Origin of the sequence: Streptomyces sp. NPDC053069 (assembly GCF_044546895.1) — a bacterium.
In the GTDB taxonomy this organism is placed as follows: domain Bacteria; phylum Actinomycetota; class Actinomycetes; order Streptomycetales; family Streptomycetaceae; genus Streptomyces.
In genome coordinates, this window is the sequence record NZ_JBITZN010000005.1 from 399678 (window position 1) to 421716 (window position 22039).

21 protein-coding genes and 3 pseudogenes are annotated in these 22039 nt (G+C 68.5%); 13 read left to right on the top strand and 11 right to left on the bottom strand.

The genetic code is table 11. The annotated features are described in order from the left end of the window. Positions 1 to 193: 193 nt before the first annotated feature. The 4 genes and pseudogenes from ACIGXP_RS14475 to ACIGXP_RS14490 all read left to right on the top strand — a co-directional run. A complete protein-coding gene (locus ACIGXP_RS14475; RefSeq protein WP_399768124.1) occupies positions 194 to 871 on the top strand; it encodes an SMI1/KNR4 family protein in 678 nt (225 codons plus the stop codon). A 73-nt stretch (positions 872 to 944) separates the two neighbouring features. Continuing rightward, a complete protein-coding gene (locus ACIGXP_RS14480; protein ID WP_399768127.1) occupies positions 945 to 1724 on the top strand; it encodes a DUF6193 family natural product biosynthesis protein in 780 nt (259 codons plus the stop codon). A gap of 365 nt (positions 1725 to 2089) precedes the next feature. Further along, the gene (locus ACIGXP_RS14485; protein ID WP_399768130.1) at positions 2090 to 2794 is read left to right on the top strand and encodes a calcium-binding protein; all 705 of its coding nucleotides are present in this window, start codon (positions 2090 to 2092) and stop codon (positions 2792 to 2794) included. A 1130-nt stretch (positions 2795 to 3924) separates the two neighbouring features. Next, a pseudogene (locus tag ACIGXP_RS14490) lies at positions 3925 to 4032 on the top strand (IS630 family transposase); the annotation flags it as partial. Here ACIGXP_RS14490 and ACIGXP_RS14495 read toward each other — a convergent pair. Next, positions 4016 to 4354 carry a hypothetical protein gene (locus tag ACIGXP_RS14495; RefSeq protein ID WP_399768132.1) on the bottom strand — a complete coding sequence of 113 codons (339 nt, stop codon included), beginning with the start codon at positions 4352 to 4354 and terminating at the stop codon, positions 4016 to 4018. The pseudogene ACIGXP_RS14490 and the gene ACIGXP_RS14495 overlap by 17 nt on opposite strands. A 98-nt stretch (positions 4355 to 4452) precedes the next feature. Here ACIGXP_RS14495 and ACIGXP_RS14500 point away from each other — a divergent pair, with 98 nt between their 5' ends. From ACIGXP_RS14500 to ACIGXP_RS14515, 4 genes are all read left to right on the top strand, one after another. Further along, positions 4453 to 4710 carry a DUF6042 family protein gene (locus ACIGXP_RS14500; RefSeq protein WP_399768135.1) on the top strand — a complete coding sequence of 86 codons (258 nt, stop codon included), beginning with the start codon at positions 4453 to 4455 and terminating at the stop codon, positions 4708 to 4710. Beyond that, positions 4707 to 5270 carry a kinase gene (locus ACIGXP_RS14505; RefSeq protein WP_399768137.1) on the top strand — a complete coding sequence of 188 codons (564 nt, stop codon included), beginning with the start codon at positions 4707 to 4709 and terminating at the stop codon, positions 5268 to 5270. The genes ACIGXP_RS14500 and ACIGXP_RS14505 overlap by 4 nt, the downstream gene beginning before the upstream one ends. Positions 5271 to 5938: 668 nt before the next feature. Then, entirely contained in the window at positions 5939 to 6955 is a 1017-nt protein-coding gene (locus tag ACIGXP_RS14510) for a nucleotide kinase domain-containing protein (RefSeq protein ID WP_399768140.1), read from the top strand. A 941-nt stretch (positions 6956 to 7896) separates the two neighbouring features. Next, positions 7897 to 8562, top strand: coding sequence for an MSMEG_1061 family FMN-dependent PPOX-type flavoprotein (locus tag ACIGXP_RS14515; RefSeq protein ID WP_399768143.1), 666 nt, complete (start codon positions 7897 to 7899; stop codon positions 8560 to 8562). A gap of 325 nt (positions 8563 to 8887) precedes the next feature. Here ACIGXP_RS14515 and ACIGXP_RS14520 read toward each other — a convergent pair whose 3' ends face one another. Next, positions 8888 to 9877 (bottom strand): helix-turn-helix domain-containing protein, encoded by a 990-nt coding sequence (locus ACIGXP_RS14520; RefSeq protein ID WP_363220555.1) that lies wholly within the window; start codon positions 9875 to 9877, stop codon positions 8888 to 8890. Between the two features lie 125 nt (positions 9878 to 10002). On the opposite strand from ACIGXP_RS14520, the gene ACIGXP_RS14525 reads away from it, so the two are divergent. Then, a complete protein-coding gene (locus tag ACIGXP_RS14525; protein WP_399768147.1) occupies positions 10003 to 10947 on the top strand; it encodes an NAD-dependent epimerase/dehydratase family protein in 945 nt (314 codons plus the stop codon). A 1068-nt stretch (positions 10948 to 12015) separates the two neighbouring features. Here the strand turns inward: ACIGXP_RS14525 and ACIGXP_RS14530 are convergent. From ACIGXP_RS14530 to ACIGXP_RS14565, 8 genes and pseudogenes are all read right to left on the bottom strand, one after another. After that, positions 12016 to 12452: pseudogene (locus tag ACIGXP_RS14530) on the bottom strand (transposase family protein); the annotation flags it as partial. 1019 nt (positions 12453 to 13471) lie between these two features. Further along, the gene (locus tag ACIGXP_RS14535; protein ID WP_363220978.1) at positions 13472 to 13963 is read right to left on the bottom strand and encodes an RNA polymerase sigma factor; all 492 of its coding nucleotides are present in this window, start codon (positions 13961 to 13963) and stop codon (positions 13472 to 13474) included. Positions 13964 to 14083: 120 nt separating this feature from the next. Further along, positions 14084 to 14704, bottom strand: coding sequence for a class F sortase (locus tag ACIGXP_RS14540; RefSeq protein ID WP_399768150.1), 621 nt, complete (start codon positions 14702 to 14704; stop codon positions 14084 to 14086). After that, positions 14701 to 15102 (bottom strand): sortase-dependent protein, encoded by a 402-nt coding sequence (locus ACIGXP_RS14545; protein ID WP_399768153.1) that lies wholly within the window; start codon positions 15100 to 15102, stop codon positions 14701 to 14703. Before ACIGXP_RS14545 ends, ACIGXP_RS14540 begins: the two co-directional genes overlap by 4 nt. A 219-nt stretch (positions 15103 to 15321) precedes the next feature. Further along, positions 15322 to 15519 (bottom strand): hypothetical protein, encoded by a 198-nt coding sequence (locus ACIGXP_RS14550; protein WP_399768156.1) that lies wholly within the window; start codon positions 15517 to 15519, stop codon positions 15322 to 15324. A 629-nt stretch (positions 15520 to 16148) separates the two neighbouring features. Then, a complete protein-coding gene (locus ACIGXP_RS14555) occupies positions 16149 to 16439 on the bottom strand; it encodes a phosphatase PAP2 family protein (RefSeq protein ID WP_399768158.1) in 291 nt (96 codons plus the stop codon). A gap of 86 nt (positions 16440 to 16525) precedes the next feature. Continuing rightward, entirely contained in the window at positions 16526 to 16684 is a 159-nt protein-coding gene (locus ACIGXP_RS14560; RefSeq protein WP_399768161.1) for a hypothetical protein, read from the bottom strand. Between the two features lie 51 nt (positions 16685 to 16735). Beyond that, positions 16736 to 17224: a hypothetical protein gene (locus ACIGXP_RS14565; protein ID WP_399768163.1), complete on the bottom strand. Its 489-nt coding sequence runs from the start codon at positions 17222 to 17224 to the stop codon at positions 16736 to 16738. Positions 17225 to 17389: 165 nt separating this feature from the next. Here ACIGXP_RS14565 and ACIGXP_RS14570 point away from each other — a divergent pair, with 165 nt between their 5' ends. The 4 genes and pseudogenes from ACIGXP_RS14570 to ACIGXP_RS14585 form a co-directional block, all read left to right on the top strand. Further along, positions 17390 to 17965, top strand: a complete 576-nt coding sequence (locus ACIGXP_RS14570) for a TetR/AcrR family transcriptional regulator (RefSeq protein ID WP_399768166.1) — start codon at positions 17390 to 17392, stop codon at positions 17963 to 17965. A 67-nt stretch (positions 17966 to 18032) separates the two neighbouring features. Beyond that, positions 18033 to 18821, top strand: coding sequence for an SDR family NAD(P)-dependent oxidoreductase (locus tag ACIGXP_RS14575; protein WP_399768169.1), 789 nt, complete (start codon positions 18033 to 18035; stop codon positions 18819 to 18821). Between the two features lie 1122 nt (positions 18822 to 19943). Further along, on the top strand, positions 19944 to 20183 hold the full coding sequence (locus tag ACIGXP_RS14580; protein ID WP_363221244.1) for a hypothetical protein: 240 nt from the start codon (positions 19944 to 19946) through the stop codon (positions 20181 to 20183). 798 nt (positions 20184 to 20981) lie between these two features. Then, positions 20982 to 21439: pseudogene (locus ACIGXP_RS14585) on the top strand (amidase family protein); the annotation flags it as partial. Positions 21440 to 21556: 117 nt separating this feature from the next. Here ACIGXP_RS14585 and ACIGXP_RS14590 read toward each other — a convergent pair. Beyond that, a complete protein-coding gene (locus ACIGXP_RS14590; RefSeq protein WP_399768174.1) occupies positions 21557 to 22024 on the bottom strand; it encodes a MarR family winged helix-turn-helix transcriptional regulator in 468 nt (155 codons plus the stop codon). Positions 22025 to 22039 lie beyond the last annotated feature (15 nt).

Consider the following 22039-nt stretch of genomic DNA (forward strand, 5'->3'; position numbering starts at 1 on the left):
GCAGTTTTTTCGTTCGGTTGCGTTGCCCGATTTCCTTGATCGCGGTGCGAATCGCCAACACTGGCGGTCGAAGGCCGGCACGGCGGCGAGCCGGGCCTTCGCGGCGGTGAGGTGCAGGCATCCGGGACGGGGGTCAGGATGTCGCCGAGGGGCGCCAGCGAGTGGTGTCGGTGGTGGCACGTAGGGTCTGCGCATGACTGATCAGTGGTGGGTGGACGTACGTCAGCGGGTTGAGGCGGCTGGTGCAGGGCCTGCGAGCAGCAGGGTTTTCGGGGCATTGGGACACAAGTGGGTCCTGGAGGACCCGCTCACCCAGGCCGAGGTTGCCGAACTCGAGGCCCAGATAGGCGTGCGGCTGCCGGAGGAGTACCGGGCCTTCCTGCTCGACGTGGGCGCCGGCGGCGCCGGCCCCGCGTACGGCCTATTCCCGGTTCGGCGCGTGCAGGGCCGTTGGCGTTGGGAGGGTGACGGCGCGGACCTGGCTGACCTGTCGAGGCTTGCCGAGCCGTTTCCTGACCAAGGTCCGGACCCGGAGCTGGTCAACGATGTTCTTACCCAGCGTCCCGAGGAAGAGAACTTCGACGACATCGAGGACTTCGACGACGCCATCGAGGCGTGGGACGAGCGGTGGGAAGCCGTCATGTTCGCCCCGGAGCGCACCGCTGGCGCGATCGTGATCTCCCACCTGGGCTGCGCCCAAAGAGAGTGGCTGATCATCAGCGGCAGCCACCGCGGAACGATCTGGTCGGACTGCCGGGTAGACGACGTCGACCTCGCCCCGCTCCTCGACGACGGCATGCCGGTGAGGTTCGCCCGCTGGTACACCGACTGGCTGGAGAAGGCCGAGCACACAGCCCTGTCGGCACCGTAGGTCGTCACCCTGTGCTGCTGAGCGTCGGCGTTGGCCCAACGGGCCACGTAGCGGTTCTGGCCTGCCTTCCGTGATGAGTACGCCCGGCAGGGGACCCGGCGATGCCGATGCCGAGCGGCATATCGTGTCCAGGCAAGGCATCGCAACCACGGGGGCGGACATGACAACAGGCGGCCAGGAGGCGGAGATGCGGGGCGCGGTCGATCCCGATCCAGCGTCGCCTGCGGATCTGGTGCGGCGCATCGAACAGATCGCACTGGCTCAAGGTTTCGACTTCGGCGAGGTGCGGACCCGCTCGGGATGGGCCGCCGGCGCCGAGGTGAGCACCGATCGAGGAATGGTCGTTGTTTCCCCGTGCGAGGAGGATTCCTTCTGTATACGGATCCTCCGCCACCGTGGCTTCACGTCCTCGGAGGGGTGGACGAACGACCTTGTCGCTGCGGTGGAGGTCGCGAATCTGTGGCGCCAGGGCGACAGTCTGCGGGAGCTGCGCGACCGCTTTCCCTTCATGAGCTGGAGCGAGCTGGCGCAAGCGTTCGAGGATGGTGACCCTGCTCCCGCGAAGTGGCGTGAGCTGCTTTCCAGCGAGTGGCATTTGCCTGACCGACCGTTCCTTAAGGCGGCCCACGCACACCCTCAACTGCGGAGGTTCTGGCCCGACATCAGCCACAGGAGTCTGACGCTGTGCCGGACGCCATTCGACTTGGAATCGGGCCTTGTGAAGATCTGGCCTCTGGGGGAAGGCCGCTATCGAGTCACCATGTGTCCGGGTGAGTTCTGGCGTGAGGTGTCCTCGCTGAGCACGGCCCTTGAGGTCGCCGCTGCCTGTTTCGCTCCCGTTCCGGATTCGTAGCCCTCCGACCCGCAGTTGCTCTCCTACGGCAGCTGCAGATGGCTGCTTCTGCGCTTGCTGATCATGGTGTGATGTGTCGGCGTAGGCTTGCCAACGGCGGTGGCGGAGGCGCACGCAGTGGGGAGGGGAACGCGCGCGAGTCTCCGGGAAGGCATCGAGGGATCCCCGCATCTCGTCGTAGCTCGAAAGAATCTGTACGATGCGTGCGCCCATGGGCTCTTGTCGGGACACGTCCCGCGAGGGCCCTTCTTCTCACCGTGGGGATGCATATGCGCAGACGCGCTTCGGTCGCCGCTCTGTCCGGCGCCCTGGTTCTCTCTTCGGCTCTGGTGTTTCCCGCCGCCGCGCAGGCGCACGCGGGGCCCATGACCAGTGACGACACGACGATCACGAAGGTCGTCGTCAACGGCGGCAAGGACATCGTCCTCGGCACCTCCGCCAAGAAGACGTTCACCGCCACGGTGACCGCGACCGACCCGGACGGCATCACCGGCGGCTGGGTCGCCCTGTGGCACGGCACCTCCTTTGATGACCAGGGCAGGGACGGTGCTCTGTTCCCCGCCGAGGAGGGATCGGGCTCGTGCGCGGCGGCCGATGTCCGCACGTCGACGTGCACGGTCCACTTCACCGTGGACCCGAAGGTTGACATGACCACGAACTCCTATGCGGGCACCTGGCACGCGTACGCCATCGCGTACGGCCTCCCGAGCGGTTCCGTCAGCGACGGATACGCCGGCTCCGTGCACATCAAGCGCAACACCACGCTGACCGCGAATGCCTCGCCCGAGCCGGTGGTGCATGGCCGGACCATCACGGTCAAGGGCACGCTCACCCGCGCCAACTGGGAGACCCACGCGTACGCGGGCCTGAGCAACGTGTCGGTGAAGCTCCAGTACCGCAAGTCGGGCACCAGCACGTACACGACACTCAAGACCGTCACCAGCGGCTCGGGCGGAGCGGTGACGGCCACTACGACCGCGACGAGCGACGGGTACTACCGCTTCTCCTACGCGGGCACCACGGCCACCGGCGCCGCGACGTCGGCCAGCGACTTCGTCGACGTCCAGTAGGAACCAGGGACCCGCTTCCGGACCAGGGACAGGGGAGCGGGCAACCCCGCCGTCGATATCAGTCTCGGTCTCCCAGATCCGGAATTCCCGTACGGGTTCTCCTCGCCCTCCGTGAGGATGCCCACCGGTCGTCCTCTGGGGGCAGATCGCGTTGACCTGCAATGGCGTCTGAGAATCGCGATCGATCCGGGTCCGATTCGTCGACGATTCGCGTTCGTTTCGCGCGCGATTCTTGGGCAGAGCTGCATCAAGGGCGGTCGCCTGCCTCGGACATGAAGGCGTCCCGTACCACGAGGAATGCGGTACGGGACGCAGGCGCAGCGGCCGGGGCGCTACTCGTTGGCGGTGGCGGTGTCAGCCACGGTCACGACGAGCTGCTGCAGCTTCCCGCCGAATGGCAGACAGCCCGTGGGAATGTCACCGCAGCCGTAGATAGGCCTGCTGATGCTCATCGCTGCTGGCCAGCGGCGTGAAGGGGGTGGGTGGGGGCACGGGGACGGCCGCCTCGATCATGACGTTATGTGACTTGACATCAGGTAGAGACGGCCGCTGTGGCAACGGTAGACCCGAAGGCCACGACTTCGCGTTCGGAGGCCTGTTGGTCTCGTTGTCCGGTCGCTTCGCCCGTTCCGAGACCCGGGAGACGTTCGCGCGGATGAGCCGGGGCATGCTGATGGAACTTGAGGACGTAACTGTGGGACCTGGCCGACGCGATGGGTGAGCGGGGCCCGCATCGCCTGCACCACCTGCTGTCCCGTGCGGTGTGGGATGAAGAAGCGGTGCTGGGACGGACGGCGGCCTGGGCCGTGGAACCTGCTCGACGACGAGGACGGGGTCCTGATCGCGGACGAGACGGGGGACGCGAAGTCCTCGCCCGACGAGCTGAGCTTTGCGACCAAGCCTCAACGCGGATGCGGACCGGCACGGGCCCAGAAGGGCGTCCGCGACTACGACTGGGCGCTGATCGAGATCATCGCCGCCGACACCGCCAACGGCCGGACGGCGCTACCGGGACCTCGGTACTGCCGGCCCGTCGGCACCGCTGTACGCGCACGGTGTCGTACTACCGCTGCTTCACTCCCGGGACCGGTGACACTGGCGCGACGATGTCACTGGTGTGTCTCAGGTCACACGCCCGCCACCCCGACTTCCTGGCCGCCCAGCGGCGCGAACGCGCCCGTATCCGCAGCGAGATAGGCATCCGCTGGGGCGGCCGCCCTCTCAATCCCGCGGCCTGACCGCCGCGCCGTGACCGTCGGCGATCTGACACCAGCGGCCTCGCCGCAGGAACGAGGCCCCCCAGGGCGTTTCGGGCTTGCGGGCCAGCAGGCAGGCGTGCGGTCTGCTCACCAGTCCGCCAGGCTCCTGCTCCAGCCTCGCGGTGACGACGAGTCCGGCCTGCTCCAGCAGGCCGATCATGCGGTTCAGAGGCAGGAGATCCGACTCGTAGGACACCGGACGGCCATAGCCCTGGGTCGGCTGCAGCCGCTCATTGCCGACATAGTCTCCCCAGAGCAGATAGCCGCCGGGCGCGAGCGTGCGGTGGACCTCGGCAAACACCGCCGGCAGCCACCGCGGGGGCGTGTGGTGGGTGGAGTACCAGGCCAGGATGCCGCCGAGCTCGCACCGGCCCGCTCGTCGACGGGCTCATCAACCACTTGGTCGACGATCCGGGCGAACCGCAGGAGATCCTCACTTCCCTGGACCGACTGGCGGCCGCCACCCGCCAGGATGCCGACGACGTCCGCATCGCCCTCGCCGAGCTGGTGGAGTCGGGGGACGCCCAAGTGCAGCGTGGACCGGAGCCGGCCGACGCGGAACGCCTGGAGGCGCACCAGCGCTTCCGCCCGGTCATGAACGGGGATCACTTCCACGAGAACCGAGTACAGCCGACTATCAAGGGTGACGACGCGTGACGCAGAGCGTGCCGGGCACGGTGGGAACGGAAGACACGCGCCTGATCGTGGTCCGGGGCAACAGTGCCTCGGGGAAGTCGTCCGTCGCGGCGGGCCTGCGCGAGAAGTTCGGCCGCAACCTCGCGATCGTCGGCCAGGACAACCTGCGCCGCATCGTGCTGCGCGAACGCGACCGGCCCGGCGGCGCCAACATCGGCCTGATCGACCTGACCACCCGCTATGCCCTGGACAACGGCTTCCATGTCGTCGTGGAGGGCATCCTGTACGCCGACCGCTACGGCACGATGCTCCAGGACCTGGTGCGCGCCCACCGAGGTGTCTCACGCTGCTACTACCTCGACGTGCCCTACACGGAGACGGTGCTCCGGCACGCGACGAAACCCGATGCCGAATACCTCGAGCACGTCACCGAAGACCACCTGCGCGACTGGTACCGAGAGAAGGACCTGCTGCCCGACGGCCTGGAGACCGTTATCGACGCGGCGAGCACCTTGGACGACACCATCCAGCAGATCCTGCGCGAGAGCGGCCTGGACCAGGTTCTCCCGATCGACCGTTGACGCCCTTCGGTACGCCACGCATGCCAGAGGGGGACCGGCCCGGGATCCCAGCGCCTGGTTGTCCAGGAGCAGTGTTCGTGATCAGGAGCGGGTGTTCTGGCCTGGGTTGATCAGTTTGCTGTGTGGCTGTGGTCAAGCGGTGCCGGCGCCTCGCTAGCCGTGGCCAGTGTGGCGCTGCTCCTGGGCTAACTTCTGAGCTGCAGGTTTGTCGGGTAGCGGGCCGTGGCGATCAGGTCGTGCCATCTGCACTGTGCGCGGTGCATTTCCGGTGATCGTTGGTATGCGGCGGTGCATGCACGAGCCGCCCGCCTTTGGGTCCGGGAGATGGCCGGCGGGCGTGGGGCTGGGGCACGCCGGTGTTCGGGTTCCGCCGAAGAAGTGGGTCTCGTCGTGTGACCTGGAAGGGCCGCGGTTCGTTACGTCGAGGCGATGCGGCGTGGGCCTGGTGCACGTACAGCGGGCAGATCGTCTCTGTCTTGGTCGCCGGTAAGGGCGTCGGCCGGCAGGCGAGTAGTGGTGGAGCAGAGCGGCTACCTGTTCGGGTTCGACACCTACGGCGGCGACGAGGGCGGCCAGGAGCTCTGCGCGGGAGGGCTTTCGCCGGCGGCGGCAGCTGGGCGGACCAGGGTATTCAACCTGCGGTCGACATACCAAATATATTGCGGCTCATGGTGACGCTGCTGCAAGGCTGTCGGGTTCCTCCGAAAAACGGCTCGGTGCCGACGACGGTGCGGATAGGAGGGCGGGAACTGCAGCCGACGCCGGTGTTCGACACCTACTGGCGTTTCGCCTCGGCCCGGCAGTCTGTGTATGAGGCTCGTCTGGCCGGGCGGCCCCAGCCGTGGACGGATGATCCGATTCTGACCGGGCACCGGTTCACGAACTGCTACCGCGCAGCCGACCGGGTCAGTCAGGCTGTGATCAGCGACGTGATCTACCAGGGCCCGCAGGAGTGGGAGGAGGTGTTCTTCCGCACCCTGCTGTTCAAGATCTTCAACAAGGAGTCCACCTGGGAGTTGCTGTCCCGCGAGGTGGGGGCGGTGCGCTGGGAGACGTACGACTACGGGGCCTACGACCGGGTGCTGTCAGCCGCGTTCGCCAAGGGGGAGCGCTTGTATTCGGCTGCCTACATCGTGCCACCGCCACAGCTGGGGGAGGGGCGCAAGCACCGCAACCACCTGCGGCTGCTGGAGATGATGATGACCTCCGGAGCGCCCGAGCGCGTCGTTGGGGCGGCCACGATGCGTGAGGCATACGAGGTGCTCCTCGGCTACCCGGCGCTCGGCCCGTTCCTCGCCTATCAGTTCGTCATCGATCTCAACTATGCGCCTCATCTTGGGCTTTCCGAGATGGACTTCGTTGTGCCAGGCCCCGGTGCGCGTGATGGCATCCGTAAGTGCTTCGGTCCTGCAGCCGACGGCATCGAGGCGGACGTCATCCGCTACATGGCCGACTCCCAGCAGGAGCATTTCACCCGCCTGCAGCTGCCCTTCGCCGGGTTGAAGGGACGACGGCCCCTGCAGTTGATCGACTGCCAGAACCTGTTCTGCGAGGTCGACAAGTACGCGAGGGTGGCCCACCCGGATATTGCCGGCATCAGTGGTCGCAGCCGTATCAAGCAGTCATACCGGCAGGACGGCGCACCGCTGCGGGCCTGGTTCCCGCCGAAATGGGGCCTGAATTAGGCGTCGGCTGCTCGCCGTGGTGGATCAGACGCCAACGCCGAACAGCGTTGGCGCCAGGGAGTGTTGGAGGGCTCCGAGTTCGGACTTGGTGCAGTCCAGCCGGGCGCATCCCGCCATGACGGTCAGCGTACCGGGCGTGAGCTCGGCGTGGTGGGCGGCCCCTGATCACGGCCTCGGTGCCCGCCGTGGTCTGCGGCGGTCTTCATCCCAAGCTTCCTCGTCGTCCGTGCCATGGGCGCTGCCGGCCTCGTAGACGGCGCTCCATTTCGCCGAGGTACGCAGCTTGTCCAGGCGCCGGATGATGCGGGCGAGCTGGTCGACCGGTTCCGGCTTCTCGGCGGTTCCGGACCGTATGCCGTTGATGAGCTGCCGCCAAAGACCAGATGGGCGGCCGCCCTGCCTTCCTCCCCTTCGGCAAAAACGGCTCCAGCACCGCCCACTGTGCATCCATGCACACGCCCTGGTGGTGCCAATACAGGCGGAGCATGCCAGGGCGCTCATGGAGTAGAAGTGAAGTGTGTGACGGATCCGTGACGCTGCGACCCCGCCGGCAGTGGGCCAGCACCATGGATTTCCTCGGATCACAGTCCGGTGACAGTGGACTTCCGCTCGCGGGCGGTGGGCGCATCATGCGGCCGGCATTCCACATCAGGGGGACACACATGCGCCGCCGCATCGCCGCCGCCGTCCTGTTCGCCATCAGCGTCTCGCTTGTCGGCTGCTCAAGTTCGAACGACAGCCACAGCGCCCGAGCTCGGCGCAGAAGCTTGCGGACTTGGACGGTGGAAGCCACCTCGTCGGCCAGTACCAGCAGGCACTCAACACGTGGGATCCCGCCGCCACGAAGACCCGGTGGCGCTGGCCGGTTATGTGCGCGCAACGGTGCAGGATATCCAGCGCTGACCTGCGCACTGCCTCGGTCGTCTTCTAGGGTCGTCCGCATGATGATCGACACTGGGGTCGCCGGCTTGCTCTTCGAATCCCTCCGGGCGGACGCCCTCACCAGCCCGGAGCAGCTGCGCGAGCTCTACCCGCAGCCGAACCCGAACTCGCTCCGCAAGGAGATCGACCGCCTGACCGAGGAGACCCGGGCGCTGATCGGCTGTTCCTCGCTGGTGTTCATCGGCAGTGCGGACGTCGAGGGTCGGGCGGACGTGACGCCGCGTGGCGGCCCGGCCGGGTTCGTCTCGGTGCTGGACGAGCGCACCTTGGTGATCCCCGACGCGACCGGCAACAAGCGGCTCGACACCATGCACAATGTGCTGGAGACCGGACGCGTCGGACTGCTCTTCCTCATCCCCGGCCGCCCGACCACGCTGCGCGTCAATGGCCGCGCCTGCGTCTCCGCGCGCCCGGAGCTGCTCGCCCAACTCACTCCCGTTGGAAAACCGCCGGTCACGGCGATTGTGGTGCATGTCGAGCAGGTCTATCCCCACTGCCCGAAGTCGCTGATGCGCGCCAACGCCTGGCAACCGGAGCGGTGGGTGCCTGCTGACGCCCAGCCGACCAGCGCCGAGGTGACACTGGCCCAGCTGAATCTGCCGGGCATGACCGTCGACCAGATCGAGGAGGCCGAACGGGAGTCACTGCGCCTGCGTTACGAGTGAAATTCGAACTGAGTCGAGAAAGGCATCCGCTGGGGCGGGTACGACTTGCTCTGACCCCTGCCGACCAGGATGACAGCGCTCCGCGAATTTCGACCCGACGCGCTTCCTCACCCGGAGGATGCAGCGTGAGCGAGGCGGCGCAGGAAGTCCTCGCAGCCCTGCAGAACGCCTGACCGCCATCCGTCCCACCATGGGACGCGTGCGGCGGAGGCGGAGGCCGTGCGGGCCGGGCCGGGCTGTGCGGGCCGAGCCCTGCGGTGACGGCCCAGGCCTGCTGCCCTCACCACCGCGGCTGCGTCCGGCGAGAACGGCTCAGGGCGCCAAGTTACGTCAACCGCGGCGGTCGACCCGTTGTGGTGTCTCCATTCACTGGGCCCGGGTGCTGGGTGAACGCGGCGCGGTAGGCGCTGGGAGTGAGCCCGGTCCGTCTCGACAGGTGCTGGCGTAGGGAGTCGGTGGTGGCGAGACCGCTGAGCCGGGCAACGTGGTCCATCGGCAGGTCGGTTGCCTCCAGAAGTTCCTGCGCCCGGATCACGCGCTGGTGGAGGAGCCATTGGAGAGGGCTGAGGCCAGTCTCTGCCTGGAACCTGCGGGTCAGGGTGCGGACGCTGGTCCGCGCGTGGGCAGCGAGGTCGGCACGGGTGAGCGGTTCGTGCAGGTGGTCGAGCGCCCAGGCGCGGGTTGCGGCGAGCGAGGTTCCGGTCTCGGGCGGCAGTGGCGTCTCGATGAACTGGGCCTGCCCGCCGGGTCGCACGGGTGCCGCTACCACCAGACGGGCGACGGCGTTGGCCGTCACGGCGCCGTAGTCGGTACGTACCAGGTGCAGGCACAGGTCGATTCCGGCGGACAGTCCGGCGGAGGTCAGGAGGTTGCCATCCTCGACGTACAGCACGTCGGGGCGCAGCTTGACGGAGGGGAAGCGGCGCGAGAACTCCTCGGACTTGGCCCAGTACGTGGTGGCGCTGCGTCCGTCGAGCAGTCCGGCCTGGGCCAGGACGAAGGCACCTGTGCAGATCGAGGCGACACGTCTGCCTGCGGCTGATGCGCGGCGGAGTGCTGAAAGGACGCGCGGGTCGATGTCTTCGCGGGCGCCGGTTCCGGTGACGATGACGGTGTCGGCGTCGTCGATGGCCTCCAGCCCATGGGGGACGGTGATTTCCAGACTGCTGCTGGCGACTGGCCCGGGACGGGCGGTGCAGATGCGCACCTGGTAGCCGGGTCGTCCGTCGATGGTGGTCTCTCCGAGCACCAGCTCCGGGATGGACAGGTCGAATGTGGTGACAGGGGGGACGGCGATGACGGCGACCCGATGCATGGCCCGAACCTCCGGATGTTTGGCATTCGGGCCACTACCTTACGGATCATCAGGGACAGAGGGTAGAGCCGTCGCCCCGGCCGTCGGGGCGGCTGGTCCCTCTTTCTCGATCAGGGAGTGCACACGTGTCCTTGCACGTCATCGTTGGAGCCGGAGCCACTGGATCGGCCACCGCGCGTCTGCTGGCCGACGCCGGTGAGCAGGTTCGGCTAGTCACCCGCCGAGGCAGCGGGCCTGCGCACGAGCGGATCGAGCGGATCGCCGCCGACGCCACCGACGCAGTCGGGCTCATAGAGTTGACCACCGGGGCAGTGACTTTGTTCAACTGCGCCATGCCGACATACGACCGCTGGCCGTCCGAGTTCCCGCCTCTGGCCGCCGCGTTGCTGTCCGCGGCGGAGCGCACCGGCGCGGACTACGTCATGCTCGGCAACACCTACGGCTACGGCCCCGTCGACGGGCGCGTCACCGAGGACCTTCCTCTGGCACCCACCAGCGTCAAGGGCCGTGTCCGCGCCCGGATGTGGCACGACGCACGCGCCGCCCACGAGGCCGGCCGGGTGCGGGTGACCGAGGTCCGGGCCAACGACTACCTTGGCGCGGGCGCGTACTCGCCGTTCACGCTCATGGTGGGGGCACAGGTGCTGGCTGGCTCGCCCGTCTCCTACCCGGGCGACCTCGACGCCCCGCACAGTTGGACCTACACCACCGACGCGGCGCGCACGCTGGTTGCCGCAGCGCGGCACGAGGAGTCCTGGGGTCGGGCCTGGCACGTGCCCTCCACCTCTCAGGCCCCGGTCCGCGAACTGGCCGCGCGCCTGGCTTCAGCGGCCGCTGCACCTGCCCCAAGGCTGGGCCGGATGACGACGGCCGAACTCGAGGAGATCGGGCGCACCAATTCGGTGATGGCGGAGTTCCCGGAGATGCTGTACCTGTACGACCGTCCCAACATCCTCGATGCGTCGTTCACCGCGGCGGTCCTTGACATCGCCCCCACCCCGATCGATGTGGTCCTCGACGATATGGCCGCGGAGCACGGCCGGTCCGAGGCCATGGCGGACCGCCGGTGAGCCGGCAGGCGTGCCCGACGGGAACGCGGGTGATCAAGTGACGGTGGCTACACGCGAGCCCGTTCCGTCCGCCGCTGGGCGTCTGCCCGGCGCGGCCGTCGCCCAGCGCGCCGTGCTTCAACCTTTGGCGGAGCCTCGGTGACGCCGGTAGGTTCTGCGCGGTGACTTTGATCGAGACGCAGGATCTCGTGACGATGACCGACGAGGCGCAGGTGCGCTGGACGGCGCTGGGGGACACGACTAGGCAGTCGGCTGTGGTTCTGCTCCATGGAGGTCCGGTCTGCCGGACCATCTGGGCGGTGGCGCCCCCATGATCGCGAACCTCGGTCCCTCCTACGGCACCGATGTGAGCGGCGGGAACTGATGGCGGGGGGCGTCCCGGCGCATGAGGCGCTCACAAAACCGCTGGGGAGGTCGGAGCAGACCGACCGCCGCCGCTGGTTGTGGTCTTCGATTGACCGGTCTCATGTGGACACAACCAAGGCTTGGGGCGGCACCTGGTTAAAATGCGCTGCGCGCTACAGCTACCGGGGCATGTCCGGCCAGCGCGCCGCCAGGAGAACACGGCCTCATGCGCACCACTTCACCCACCTCGCACGCTTTTTGGACCGCCCTCGCCGCTCTGACTGTTGTTTTGGCACTGATACTCGCCGGTTGAGGCTCACCTTGATGACGATCGGCACATCTCAGCTGGTGCGGGACGTCCCGCTGTTGGCCGTGACACGGGCTGCGTTGAAGAACTGCGGGGGAGTGGGAGCCGCGACCGGTCGAGTCCGGTGCTCCGCGACTCGCGGCGCCGGTATGCCCAGCCCATGCGTGAACACGCCAGCACTACCCGGGCCCGTTGCGCCGGGTTGGAGGGGCAGTCTGCGAGCAGGGCGATGCCCTCCGCGCACCGGGCGAACAGATGGGGGCCTCCGCCGCGGCCGTGGGCGGCGCGGCGTACGGGCCGCCGACCCGCGAGCGCCGGGAATTACCTGAGGCTTGTCCCGTAATGATCGAATGGCTGAGTCAGACGGCTCTGGCGTGGCCTCCTCGATCTATCCGGCAAGGGTGAGGGTGTGGAGGCGAGCGAACCTTGCGGTGGGAGATGTTGTGTTCCCCCTCCCAGGCAGGACGTTCGGTCTGGCCGCGTTCTCGGCGGTGTGGGATGACCAGGCCGGTGCCGCGGTAACCGTCGTCGGCAAGGACAGCTGTATGGCCGACGGTGGCTTTTGCGTCCGAGAGTTCCCATGCCTTGCAGTCGTTCCGGTTGCCGGGAAGGGGCGGCCGACCACCACGATGAGTCGGGCGACGGTGTCCGGGCGGAACCGCCGGCGCGGCCGGATCGCGAGGAGGGGCCCAAGGCGGACGATGATGCGGTCGGCCGCGGACTTCGAGATCCCGAACAGCGGCCCGAGCCGGCGCAACGTGAGGTTGGTACGCCAGTACGCTGCGACCAGTAGGACCTGGTCCTCCAGCGGCAGGCTCCAAGGCCGGCCGTGTCGGACGGCATCTGCCCCCTCACAGCACAGCTGTGGACCCCAGTGATTTCGACGGGCGGTGTGGCTGTAGGCGGTGCGTTGACGTATCCGACCCGGCGCACGACGCAGCAGGCAGCTGACCGGGCTGAGAACAGAGGCGGACTGTGGCGCGGGCGCAGGAGCGACGGGGCGAGCAGGTCAGGACCGTGCTCGAGTTCATCCGGTGCGCGCCGGATTGTTTGTTCACCTGCTGCTGGCGTGCTGTCATCTGGTTCGCACTCCGGGTCGGACTGCTCGGTCGTGGGCTTTGTCCGCGTGCAGGCGCTGGTGTCGAACTACCGGCTGTTGTGGGGGTCGTGTCTGGTTTGCTGCCCCTCGGCCATGGGCTTCAGCCCATCGCTGTCATGGACGTTGGCGGCCGAGACGCCGACGAGGAGGGCCGGCCGTTGGCGTCCGACGGGATGTGCGGCACACCAGCGTTGGGATGCCTTGTTGTGGGTGCGCAGTTCCGCGCTGGCGGGGCTTGTCACTTCGCTCCAGAGTCTGCGGCAGCGTCGGTGCGCGCTGAGGCCGTCGTCGGCACCGCCATGCGCGAGTGCGGGGTGGAGGCCGGGGGACGGCGTTGTGTCGGAGTGGCTGAGGGGACCGCGGAGGATGAGGCGGTGGTGGCCGGGGGGACGGCGGAGGGTGAGGCGGTGGCGGCCGGGGGACGGGTCGGAATGGGTGTTGTATGTGTCGACGGGCGGGAGCTGGGGCGGGGGGTGACACTCAGGGGAGCCGACTCGGCCGGGGTCGGTGGCGCCGTGGGGCTGCTCGCGGGGGGCGGAGCGAGGGGGACCGTCGTGGGGGTGGGCTCCTGGTGGGCAGTGCGCAGCAATGGTATGGCGAGGAGGGCAGCGACCGTGCAGGTCGCGCCGGCTGCGACAGCAGCGCGCAGAATGCGGCGGCGGGCCGCGCCACGGCGGATCTCTTCGTACCGGCCGGGGGGAGGGGCAAGGTGCTCGGAGGACGGCCGCATGATGACGGCCAGGGGGTCGTCGGGTTCGAAGTCGGGACCGTCGTCATCGTATGTGATCAAGGCTTCTCCTCAGGTGGGCGCGAAGCAGTTCGCGGGCCGCGTGCAGATCGGCCTTGACGGTTCCTTCCTTGCGCCCGGTCAGCTCGGCCACCTCCCGGATCGGCAAGTCAGCGTAGTAGTGCAGGAGGGTCGGTATGCGCAGTCGTTCGGGGAGCGCCTGGACGAGCAGGCGGACCGAGGGGTCGGTCTGCTCGGTGGGCGGGCGGACACACGCCTCCACAGTGGCGCGACGCATGGCGTTGCGCTCGCGCTCCAGGCGGCGCCAGTGGTCCCGGACGATGTTGGCGGCCGTGACGTAGAGGAAGCCCCGGGGCTCTGACACGGACGTCCAGCGAGCCCAGAGTCGGGTGAACGCCTCCGAGGCGATCTCGTGCGCGGTCTCGTCGTCGTCGACCAGACGGCGGCACCAGCCGGCCAGGCGGGGGTAGAGAGCGGCGAACAGCTCTGCTGCCGCCTTCTCACGGGACCGTTTCAACGCTCTCCATGGGAGGATGGGGGCACTTTTCGCGCCCGGGGGCGCGGGGCACCCGCGGGAAAGACCCCGGGCCGACGGCGTATGTTCCATCGGCCCGGGATCGGGGCGGGCGGCAACCGGTCAGGGGCTCGCGGTGCTCAACGCGGCGAAGACGATCACGTTGTCGAGGTAGCCGTCGCCGGTACGGGGTCCGCCGCACGTGATGAGCCGCAACTCTGGCCGGTCGACGTCGCCGTAGACCGCCTTCGTCGGAAAGTCGGCCTTTGCGACGGTCCGTACGGAGGTGACGGTGAACTCGGCCGATCTGCCGTTCTCCAGGCGCACAGTGATCCCGTCGCCCCGGCGCAGCCGGTCGAGGTGGCGGAAGACGCCGTCCCCGTAGGCGCCGACCGTGACATGGCCGAGGATCACCGAAGGGCCCGTCTGGCCCGGCGCCGGGGAGTTCTGGTACCAGCCCGCCCGGTCGTGCGCCGTGATAGGGGGCACCTGCACGCTGCCGTCCTGCGCCAGCCCGAGTCGCATGACCGGGGTGTCGACACCGATCTCAGGAATCCGCAGCCGCGACGGAACCGAACGGCCCGGCGTGTCCGTCGCTTTCGCCGGGTCCGCAGAGGACCGGGCGGTCACGTGCGTGCCACGGGAGCGCGTGGCAGATGCCCCGTCACCGCCGCGGCCCGCGCAGCTCACGAGCAGCGAGGCCAGCGCCGCGATGACGAATACGCGCCTGGAGAGGTGAGTCATGCCCCGGTCGCCCGTCGGCGGCGTACGAGGAAGACCGCCGCGCCGCCCACCGCGAGGGCGCCGGCGGCACCACCGCCGATAAGCATGCCGTCCGAGCTGGAGTCGTTTGAGCCAGTGGTCACGCCGGTGTTGGGAGCGCCACTCGGTACGACGCCGACCTGGCCGCGTCCCTCACTCGGCGCGACGGTCGGCACGGGGGTGGCCGCCCGACTCGGCTCCCGGGTGGGGACCGCGCTCGGCTCCGCGCTGGCCGGCGCGCTCGGCCGGGCCGACGGTTCTGAGGTGGCGGAGGGACGGGAGGTAGGGGACGAGCTCGCTCCGTGGGCGAACGCGGGTACCGCGCTTGCCAGCACGGCGACGCACGCGGCTGCCGTGGCGCTGAGGACTGTACGGCGCATGAATCGCTCTCTTTCGTCGGCCGACCCGGCTGGGGGCCGAGCGGGCTGCGTGATGGATCGAGCGGAGAGACGAGACAGGATCAGCACAGGTTGCAAAGGATTGGCAAAGGCGCGTGGGGCGCGATCGGTACGCGCGGTCAGCCCCCGGGCAGCCGCATGCCGGCTGCGGGCCGGCTTCCACAAGGCGGCGGCATACAAGCGCAAGCGGACTGCTCAGCCTCAGGAGCGGAAAGGTCCGCGCGGTGGCCGATCCGATGGGCCCGGTGCCTCGGCACGGAGCGCGGCTTCGCCGCCTTGCGTGCTGAAGCTTCGATGTGCCGGGTGGGCGTCAGCCGACTGCAGGCGTACCCCGAGGACGTCCAGCTTGACCAGGCCGAAGCCGTCGAGCTCCACATCGGCATTGTCCGCCTGCACCATCGGGACTCTCTCGACCGGGCCTGACTATTGCCCTGCGCACGGCAGCCGCCGGCCTGTCAGATCCCGTTCCTGGGCTGTCGCAGAGATCCGATCAGAGCGCAGGGCAATGCGGATAGAGCGTCACCGGGTGGGCGAGCCCCTCGTGTCGGCAGCACGCGTGGACTTTCATCGCAGCGGTCGCCATCTACCTCCTCGGCATCGCCGGACTGGCCACCATGGTCACCTGACCGAGAGGCGACCCGAAGCCCACGTCCGGCGGCGCGGTCAGGCGCCGAGCCGAGACGGTCATGGCCGTCCGGCTTGGTAGCGCAGCGGGAGCCGGTCGGCAAACGCATCACCGCCCGCATCTCCCTGCTGAACGACTCAGGGCGAGGCGATCGCCGGACGCCAGTCCCTGTAACCATGGGGTGTTCGGCCAGGTGCGGCACGGGCACCCGTCAATGGCTGTCTGCCGTGACGGAGCCCGACACTGCGGGCATCGTTGCCTGTTGCCTGCTGTTGCCGCCAGTCGTGGCCGTACTGCTGTACGGCATGGACTGCAACGACGACCGGCTCACGCGCAGCAGCAGCCACCCTGCCACGGCCACCCTGCCACGCCCGCACGGCCTGCCTCCCCACGCCTGTCACTGTCAAACGCACAGCGTCAGCTGCGGAAAACACCTGACCAGCCAGGCACTGACGAGCCCGATGGCGGCACCCGCGGCGACGTCACTGGCGTAGTGGGAGCCTGACTGCACCCGCTCCACGGCCACCAGGGCGGCTGGCACCGGGCAGACTGCCCCGGCAAGCGGCCGCGAGGGGGCAACCGCAGCCGTAAAGGCCACCGCGGCCGCGGTGTGCCCCGAGGGAAACGACAAGGTATCGGCCGGTTCTCGACTTCGTCGTGACGGACCACTCCTTGGGCGGGCGCGGACGGTCACTCACCTGTCTGTACATACCCTTGGTAACCAGCTGCGCCAAGGTGAGAGCCGCCAGACCGGTCGGGGCCACTTGGACGGAGTGGGTGTCAGTTGGAGATGTCCGTCTCCAGGCGGGATTCGCCGAGTTCGTGTCGTACGGCGTGACGCAGTTCGCGCAGGACGGTCCCGCAGGCATGGATGGCGTCGGCCAGTTCCGGGGAGTCGGGGCTGACCCCGGGGCCGACGACGTCGCGGAGCGTCTTCAAGCGGTTGAACGCCAGATCCGCGGCGGCAACGACGGGCTCGCGTCCGAGGGGTTACAGAGGCGCCAGCTCCACCCTGCCTGTGAATCGGCCACCTACTTGATCGGCGAGCCAATGGATTCGGTCGATCTGGTCGCCGTTCCGGTTCCGCACGTGCACGTGGACGGTGTGGTCTTGCGACGGCTCGTCCTGGTAGAGATCCCGGGAATTCACTGTCAGCGTGAGGTACGCGTACTTCTGCGAGATCGCCTCCAGTCCCGCTTCGGGAACCGCAGGCCATGAGTCCAGATCCCACCGAACAGCCGCGGGATCTGTCCCCAGAGCGGCGATGAAGGGCTCGGCGCGATCCAGCGGACGACTCCAGTCGAACACTCGGATCGGCAGGCAGTCTGCAGGGTTGTCGCCGGCCTCCGACGAACCGTGCTCCTCGCCGGCCAATGCCCACCATTGGAGGTCGGGCAGTACGTAACGTACTTGCGCCAGGACATCCGGCGATCTGATCACGGCTTCGAAGTCGACCTCTCCCTGATCGATGTCTGCCATGCCCAGCAAGGTACGCACCGCACGTATCGCCTCAGACAGGTCGGTGGTTGTGAGGACAGCAGCAGAGTTACTCATCCCGGAACCATAAGACGGCACGCCCGAGCCGGCTCCGGCGGCACACGGCAATTCTTGACTTGCAGGTCAAGTAATCGATACGGTGACGCTGTGGGCAGGCCGAAGAGCTTCGAACCGGGTGCAGTGATCGCGCAGGCGATGGAGGCGTTCTGGACCAACGGCTACGCGGGCACCTCCCCCGCCGACCTCGCCGAGGCCACCGGAGTGGCCAAGGGCAGCCTGTACCACGCCTTCGGCTCCAAGCGCGAGCTGTTCGGCAAGGCGCTTGAGCTCTATGACCGCGCCGGCTCAGAGATGACCGAGGAGTTCCTGTCGCGGCCGGGCACCGCCAAGGAACGCATCCGCGCCTACCTGGTGCTCCTCGTGGACATGGACCTGAACGGACCGGTCAGGCGCGGCTGTCTCGCCGCGAACACCGCACTGGAGCTCGGCGGACGGGACGAGGAGGCCACCCGAGCGGTGCGCCGCATCGAAGAGCGCACCATCCAGTTGTTCGCTGCCCGCATCGAACAAGGTCAGCGCGACGGGGATGTCGCCCCCGAGGTCGACGCCAAGGTGCAGGCGCACTTCCTCATGAACACCATCGTGGGCCTGCGTGTCATGGCCAAGACGTTCGACGGGCCGACCCTGTACCAGATCATCGACACGGCGCTGGCGGGCCTGTAACCCAGGACGCCTCGACGGGGGCCTTTTTGTGCCCAAATTTTTGACCCATAGTTCAAGAAAGGGAATCATGGACCTCGGCATCAACGGAAAGACCGCCCTCGTCACCGGCGCGAGCCGCGGCATCGGCCTGGCCATCACCCAGGCACTGGCCGCAGAAGGCGTCAGGGTGGTAGGCGTTTCCCGCACCCTCACCCCCGAGTTGGAGAAGGTCGCCGCCGCAACCGTGTCCGCCGATCTGAGTACCCGTGACGGGGCGACGACGGCGGTCGAACAGGCGATCGCCGCGGTCGGCGGAATCGACTTCCTGGTCAACAACGTCGGCGCAGGCGACCCGGACAAGTTGTCCCTGGGCAGCTTCCTCGGCACCGACGACGCGCAATGGCAAGCCGTCTTCGACCTCAACCTGTTCAGCGCGGTCTGGACGACCAGGGCAGCACTGCCGAGCATCCTGGAGCGCAAGGGGGCGATCGTCAACATCTCGTCGATCACCGCCCGTATGTCCACAGGATCCCCCGTCGGCTATGCCGAGGCCAAGGCGGCGCTGACCCAGCTCGGCAAGCGGCTCAGTGAGGAGCTCGCACCGCGCGGCGTCCGCGTCAACACCGTCTCTCCGGGCGTCGTCGCGAGCCCGTTGTGGACCGACCCGAATGGTTTCGGCGGCAAGGTGGCCGACGTCTTCGGCGTCAGCCACGATGATCTTCTCGCGAACATCCCCGGGCAGTTCGGCATCGCCTCCGGACGCCTCACCCACCCCGAAGAGGTAGCAGATCTGGTCGCCTTCCTGCTGTCCGAGCGCGCCGCCAACATCCACGGCGCGGACCATGTCATCGACGGCGGCACTCTCAAGACCGCCTGACAATTCAGACGGTGGGAGCAGCCTTTTCCCGGCGACGCTGGGGTAAGGCTGCTGGCCGAGGGGCTTCGGTCGGTTACTGCTTTCTGGTGAAGCCGCCGGCACCGGCCTTGGTGAGGATGCCGAGTTTGACCAAGCCCTTCAGCTTGGCGCGGGTGCCTTCGATGTTCTTCGGCAGCGGTTTGTGGTCGAGGGCTTCGCAGATCTCGCGGGCCCGCAGTGGGCCGGTGGCTTCGTGGAAAAGGGTGACGATGCAGGGTAGTCCGGGTGCTCGGGCAGGTCGGGCGAGGTGGCCTGGGCGGGGATCCGGTCGGCGAGGGCGGTGACGGCCTTCCGGGTGATCGCCAGGTGGTGATCCGCCTGGCCCCACCACCCTGCGCTGATCTCGGAGGCGCGGGTCGCGTCCCACCGGGTCAGCCCCGGAAGACTCGTGGTTACGCGAGTACGCCGGGGGTGTACTGCCGCCGGGGCGGGCCGACGCGGTCCTCAACACGGCGACCTTCACGGGCGCCGACCTGCGCTGGGACTGGCTGGACCAGTCCGATCCCGGCCGTGCCCATTTGGAGCACGCCAAGCTGGGAGAAGCGAGCCTGGTGGATGCTTCGCTCGCCAATCCCTCGTTGCCTGACGCGGGTGACCGGCTGTCCGGCCGGGTCCCGCCACGGAGCCCTTGACGCGCCTGGACCGGCCGGACGGGCGCGGCAGGGCGCAGCACCTGCCTTTCCTCTTCGCGGGTGGGGCGCACCGCCCGGACGCGTGCCGGTCGGCGGTGCGGCACGCTCCGCGCGCTGTGCCGCCTCGCCGCGTGCCGGGTGACCGCTCCGCGTCCGCCCGGACCGGGCGCGGCGTCGAAGCGGTGGTCGCGTATGTGGGCCTCAACTCCCGCCTGCCAGCGGGTGGTGTCCGGGCGGACCAGGGCCCCGGCCGTGCGGACGTCGGCGGTCAGGAGGCGGTCGCAGTGCCGGTGGGTCCGCCCGGCCATTGTTTGGCTGCCAGATCCCCCCTGCCGAACAATGCGACCGCCGCTGAACTCGGTCATGTGAGCCGTTGGCAGCCGCTCGGTGTGGAGTGCTGGGCGGTCTGGGGCTCCACTGGCAACAGAATCAACCACTGGAGGTATGACCTATGAAGCGCAGGCTCGGCCTGGCCGCAGCGTCGATCGTGCTGGGTGCCGCAACAGCCGTCACCGTTTCTACCAGCGCTCAGGCGACTGCTACCGCTACCTGGCAGCCCACGGGGCAGTACTACTCCACCTGGTCCCGTTGCAAGGCCGACGCGGACTACTACCTGGCGGCGTCCAACGTCTACGACTACAAGTGCGTCAAGTCGGGCAGCCTCTGGAAGGGTATGGTCTACGCCGACTGACGACCGCTCGTGCGTCACACCGGCACAAGGCTCGCCAAGGCACATTGAGGCCGGGCTTCAGGTTGATCGTCGATGCGATGGGGCACTCGTTGACTACCGCGACGAGTGCCACGGTCCGACAACGGGCCGACAGACGAACGGTGATCCAGTCCCCGAAACGGATCGCAGCCGCGAACAACCAGGTCGCCCACTGCCGTCAGCAGGAACAGGCGCGTGTCGGAGGCCGGCTCACTCGAGTTGGCGGGCAACCGGAGTGCGAACAGACAACAGGCTCGGCCAACGTGCTTCGGCCGCTCACCATCGTCTGATTCGTCAACTACCCCCCTGCGCGCTGAAGATCGTTTGGGCGGGACAGTCCCGCTCGCAACCCCGGCCCGGCCGTATGGCCGGGCCGGGGTCTTTCGCCGTCCAGGTGAATTGCCGTGACCAGCCACAACCAGAGGGAAGGCGGTCACGGGAGGCGACCAGGTCCTCGTCCACGGGTCCGGAATGTCAAGTACATGAACATGCCGTCCGAGCGCCCCGCCGGCATGAAGCTGGAGTACCTGGCCCTCATGGCGGTATGGGCCTCAGCCGCAGTAGCGCCGCTGCCAAGAACGTCTATGCCGACCTGAATCGGCCGGCATCAACACCTCGACCCGGGCCGGCAAGCGCCGCGGCAGCGTCGTCGCCCACCTGGTGCATCGCTCCCTGCCGGTTGCGGCAGACAGCCACCAGACCGCCGCTGCCCGGTCCCTGCTGGTCGGGAGCTCCGCACTCCCCCCGGCGCCCCTCTGCAGCCCATCCCCGAAGCGCCGTGCAGCGAGGACACCCCGACCATCAGCCCCGTGCTTCTCCCCGCGCCGCCGCCGGCTCCCGGACCCCGGCCTGCGCGAGATCTGCGCCCAGGACGCCCGCTACAGCGTCCTCGACCATCTGGCCGCGGTGGACGTCCGCATGGACCTCGGCCGCCGCATGGGCGGCTTCCACGAACGCTACGACCTGCTGGTGACACCGGCACTGCCCCAGACGGCGTTCGAGGTGGGTTGGGGAGTGCCGTTCGGCTCTCCTCACCGGCGCTGGACGGGCTGGACGCCGTTCACGTACCCGTTCAACCTGACCCGACAGCCCGCGGCGACGGTCCCGGTGGGCACGGACGAGGCCGGGTTGTCCGTAGGCATGCAGCTCATCGCCGCCCGCCATCGCGACTGGTGCTGTGGACGGCGCATGCGTTGTACGAGGCTGCTGGGGTGGCTCAGAGCCTTGGCTCTGCATGATCCCCTGGGCCGTGCAGAACGAGCCGCTGGAGCAGCGGCTTCCGGCGCCACTGGTGACAGGAGGTACGGGCGGCCTGGTGCCGCGGCGTCAGCCCGCCGGACGCCGATGCCCGGCCCTCAAGGCGAGGTGGACTTTCCGGTGATCTCGGCGGGGGGCATGGCGGCCAGTGCCTGCAGAGCGCGCAGAAAGCCGCGTCGGTCCTCCTCCGGAAGCCGCGCCAGCAGCCGCTCTTCCCGCTCCTGGATGGCCGACTGCACCGCGTCGCGCATCCGGCGGCCGTCCGCGGTGAGCGAGAGCAGACGAGCGCGTCGGTCGCTGGGATCGGGCTGTCGATGGATGAGCCCGCGCTCCTCCAAGTCGTCGAGGACGCCGATGATCCGTGTCTTGTCGGCACCGATGTCCCGGGCCAACGCGGCCTGGGTGCGTACGGGTTCGTCGTCGAGCCGCAGCAGCACCCCGTAAGCCCACATCGCCAGCCCGTGCTCGCGCAGTACCGGCAGTTCCGCGGCCACCAGCGCGCGACCCAGCGGAACGACCATGGCCGCGAGGTCGGGGCGTCTTTCCGATCCGGTGTTCCCAGCCATGAGGAGACCATACTC

Coding starts and splice junctions, on each gene's coding strand:
- ACIGXP_RS14590 (WP_399768174.1), bottom strand. CDS start 22,024: ATGGCTGGGAACACCGGATCGGAAAGACGCCCCGACCTCGCGGCCATG.
- ACIGXP_RS14515 (WP_399768143.1), top strand. CDS start 7,897: ATGATGATCGACACTGGGGTCGCCGGCTTGCTCTTCGAATCCCTCCGG.
- ACIGXP_RS14580 (WP_363221244.1), top strand. CDS start 19,944: ATGAAGCGCAGGCTCGGCCTGGCCGCAGCGTCGATCGTGCTGGGTGCC.
- ACIGXP_RS14520 (WP_363220555.1), bottom strand. CDS start 9,877: ATGCATCGGGTCGCCGTCATCGCCGTCCCCCCTGTCACCACATTCGAC.
- ACIGXP_RS14565 (WP_399768163.1), bottom strand. CDS start 17,224: ATGGCAGACATCGATCAGGGAGAGGTCGACTTCGAAGCCGTGATCAGA.
- ACIGXP_RS14545 (WP_399768153.1), bottom strand. CDS start 15,102: ATGCGCCGTACAGTCCTCAGCGCCACGGCAGCCGCGTGCGTCGCCGTG.
- ACIGXP_RS14575 (WP_399768169.1), top strand. CDS start 18,033: ATGGACCTCGGCATCAACGGAAAGACCGCCCTCGTCACCGGCGCGAGC.
- ACIGXP_RS14510 (WP_399768140.1), top strand. CDS start 5,939: ATGGTGACGCTGCTGCAAGGCTGTCGGGTTCCTCCGAAAAACGGCTCG.
- ACIGXP_RS14540 (WP_399768150.1), bottom strand. CDS start 14,704: ATGACTCACCTCTCCAGGCGCGTATTCGTCATCGCGGCGCTGGCCTCG.
- ACIGXP_RS14475 (WP_399768124.1), top strand. CDS start 194: ATGACTGATCAGTGGTGGGTGGACGTACGTCAGCGGGTTGAGGCGGCT.
- ACIGXP_RS14550 (WP_399768156.1), bottom strand. CDS start 15,519: ATGGTGCAGGCGGACAATGCCGATGTGGAGCTCGACGGCTTCGGCCTG.
- ACIGXP_RS14485 (WP_399768130.1), top strand. CDS start 2,090: ATGACCAGTGACGACACGACGATCACGAAGGTCGTCGTCAACGGCGGC.
- ACIGXP_RS14480 (WP_399768127.1), top strand. CDS start 945: ATGAGTACGCCCGGCAGGGGACCCGGCGATGCCGATGCCGAGCGGCAT.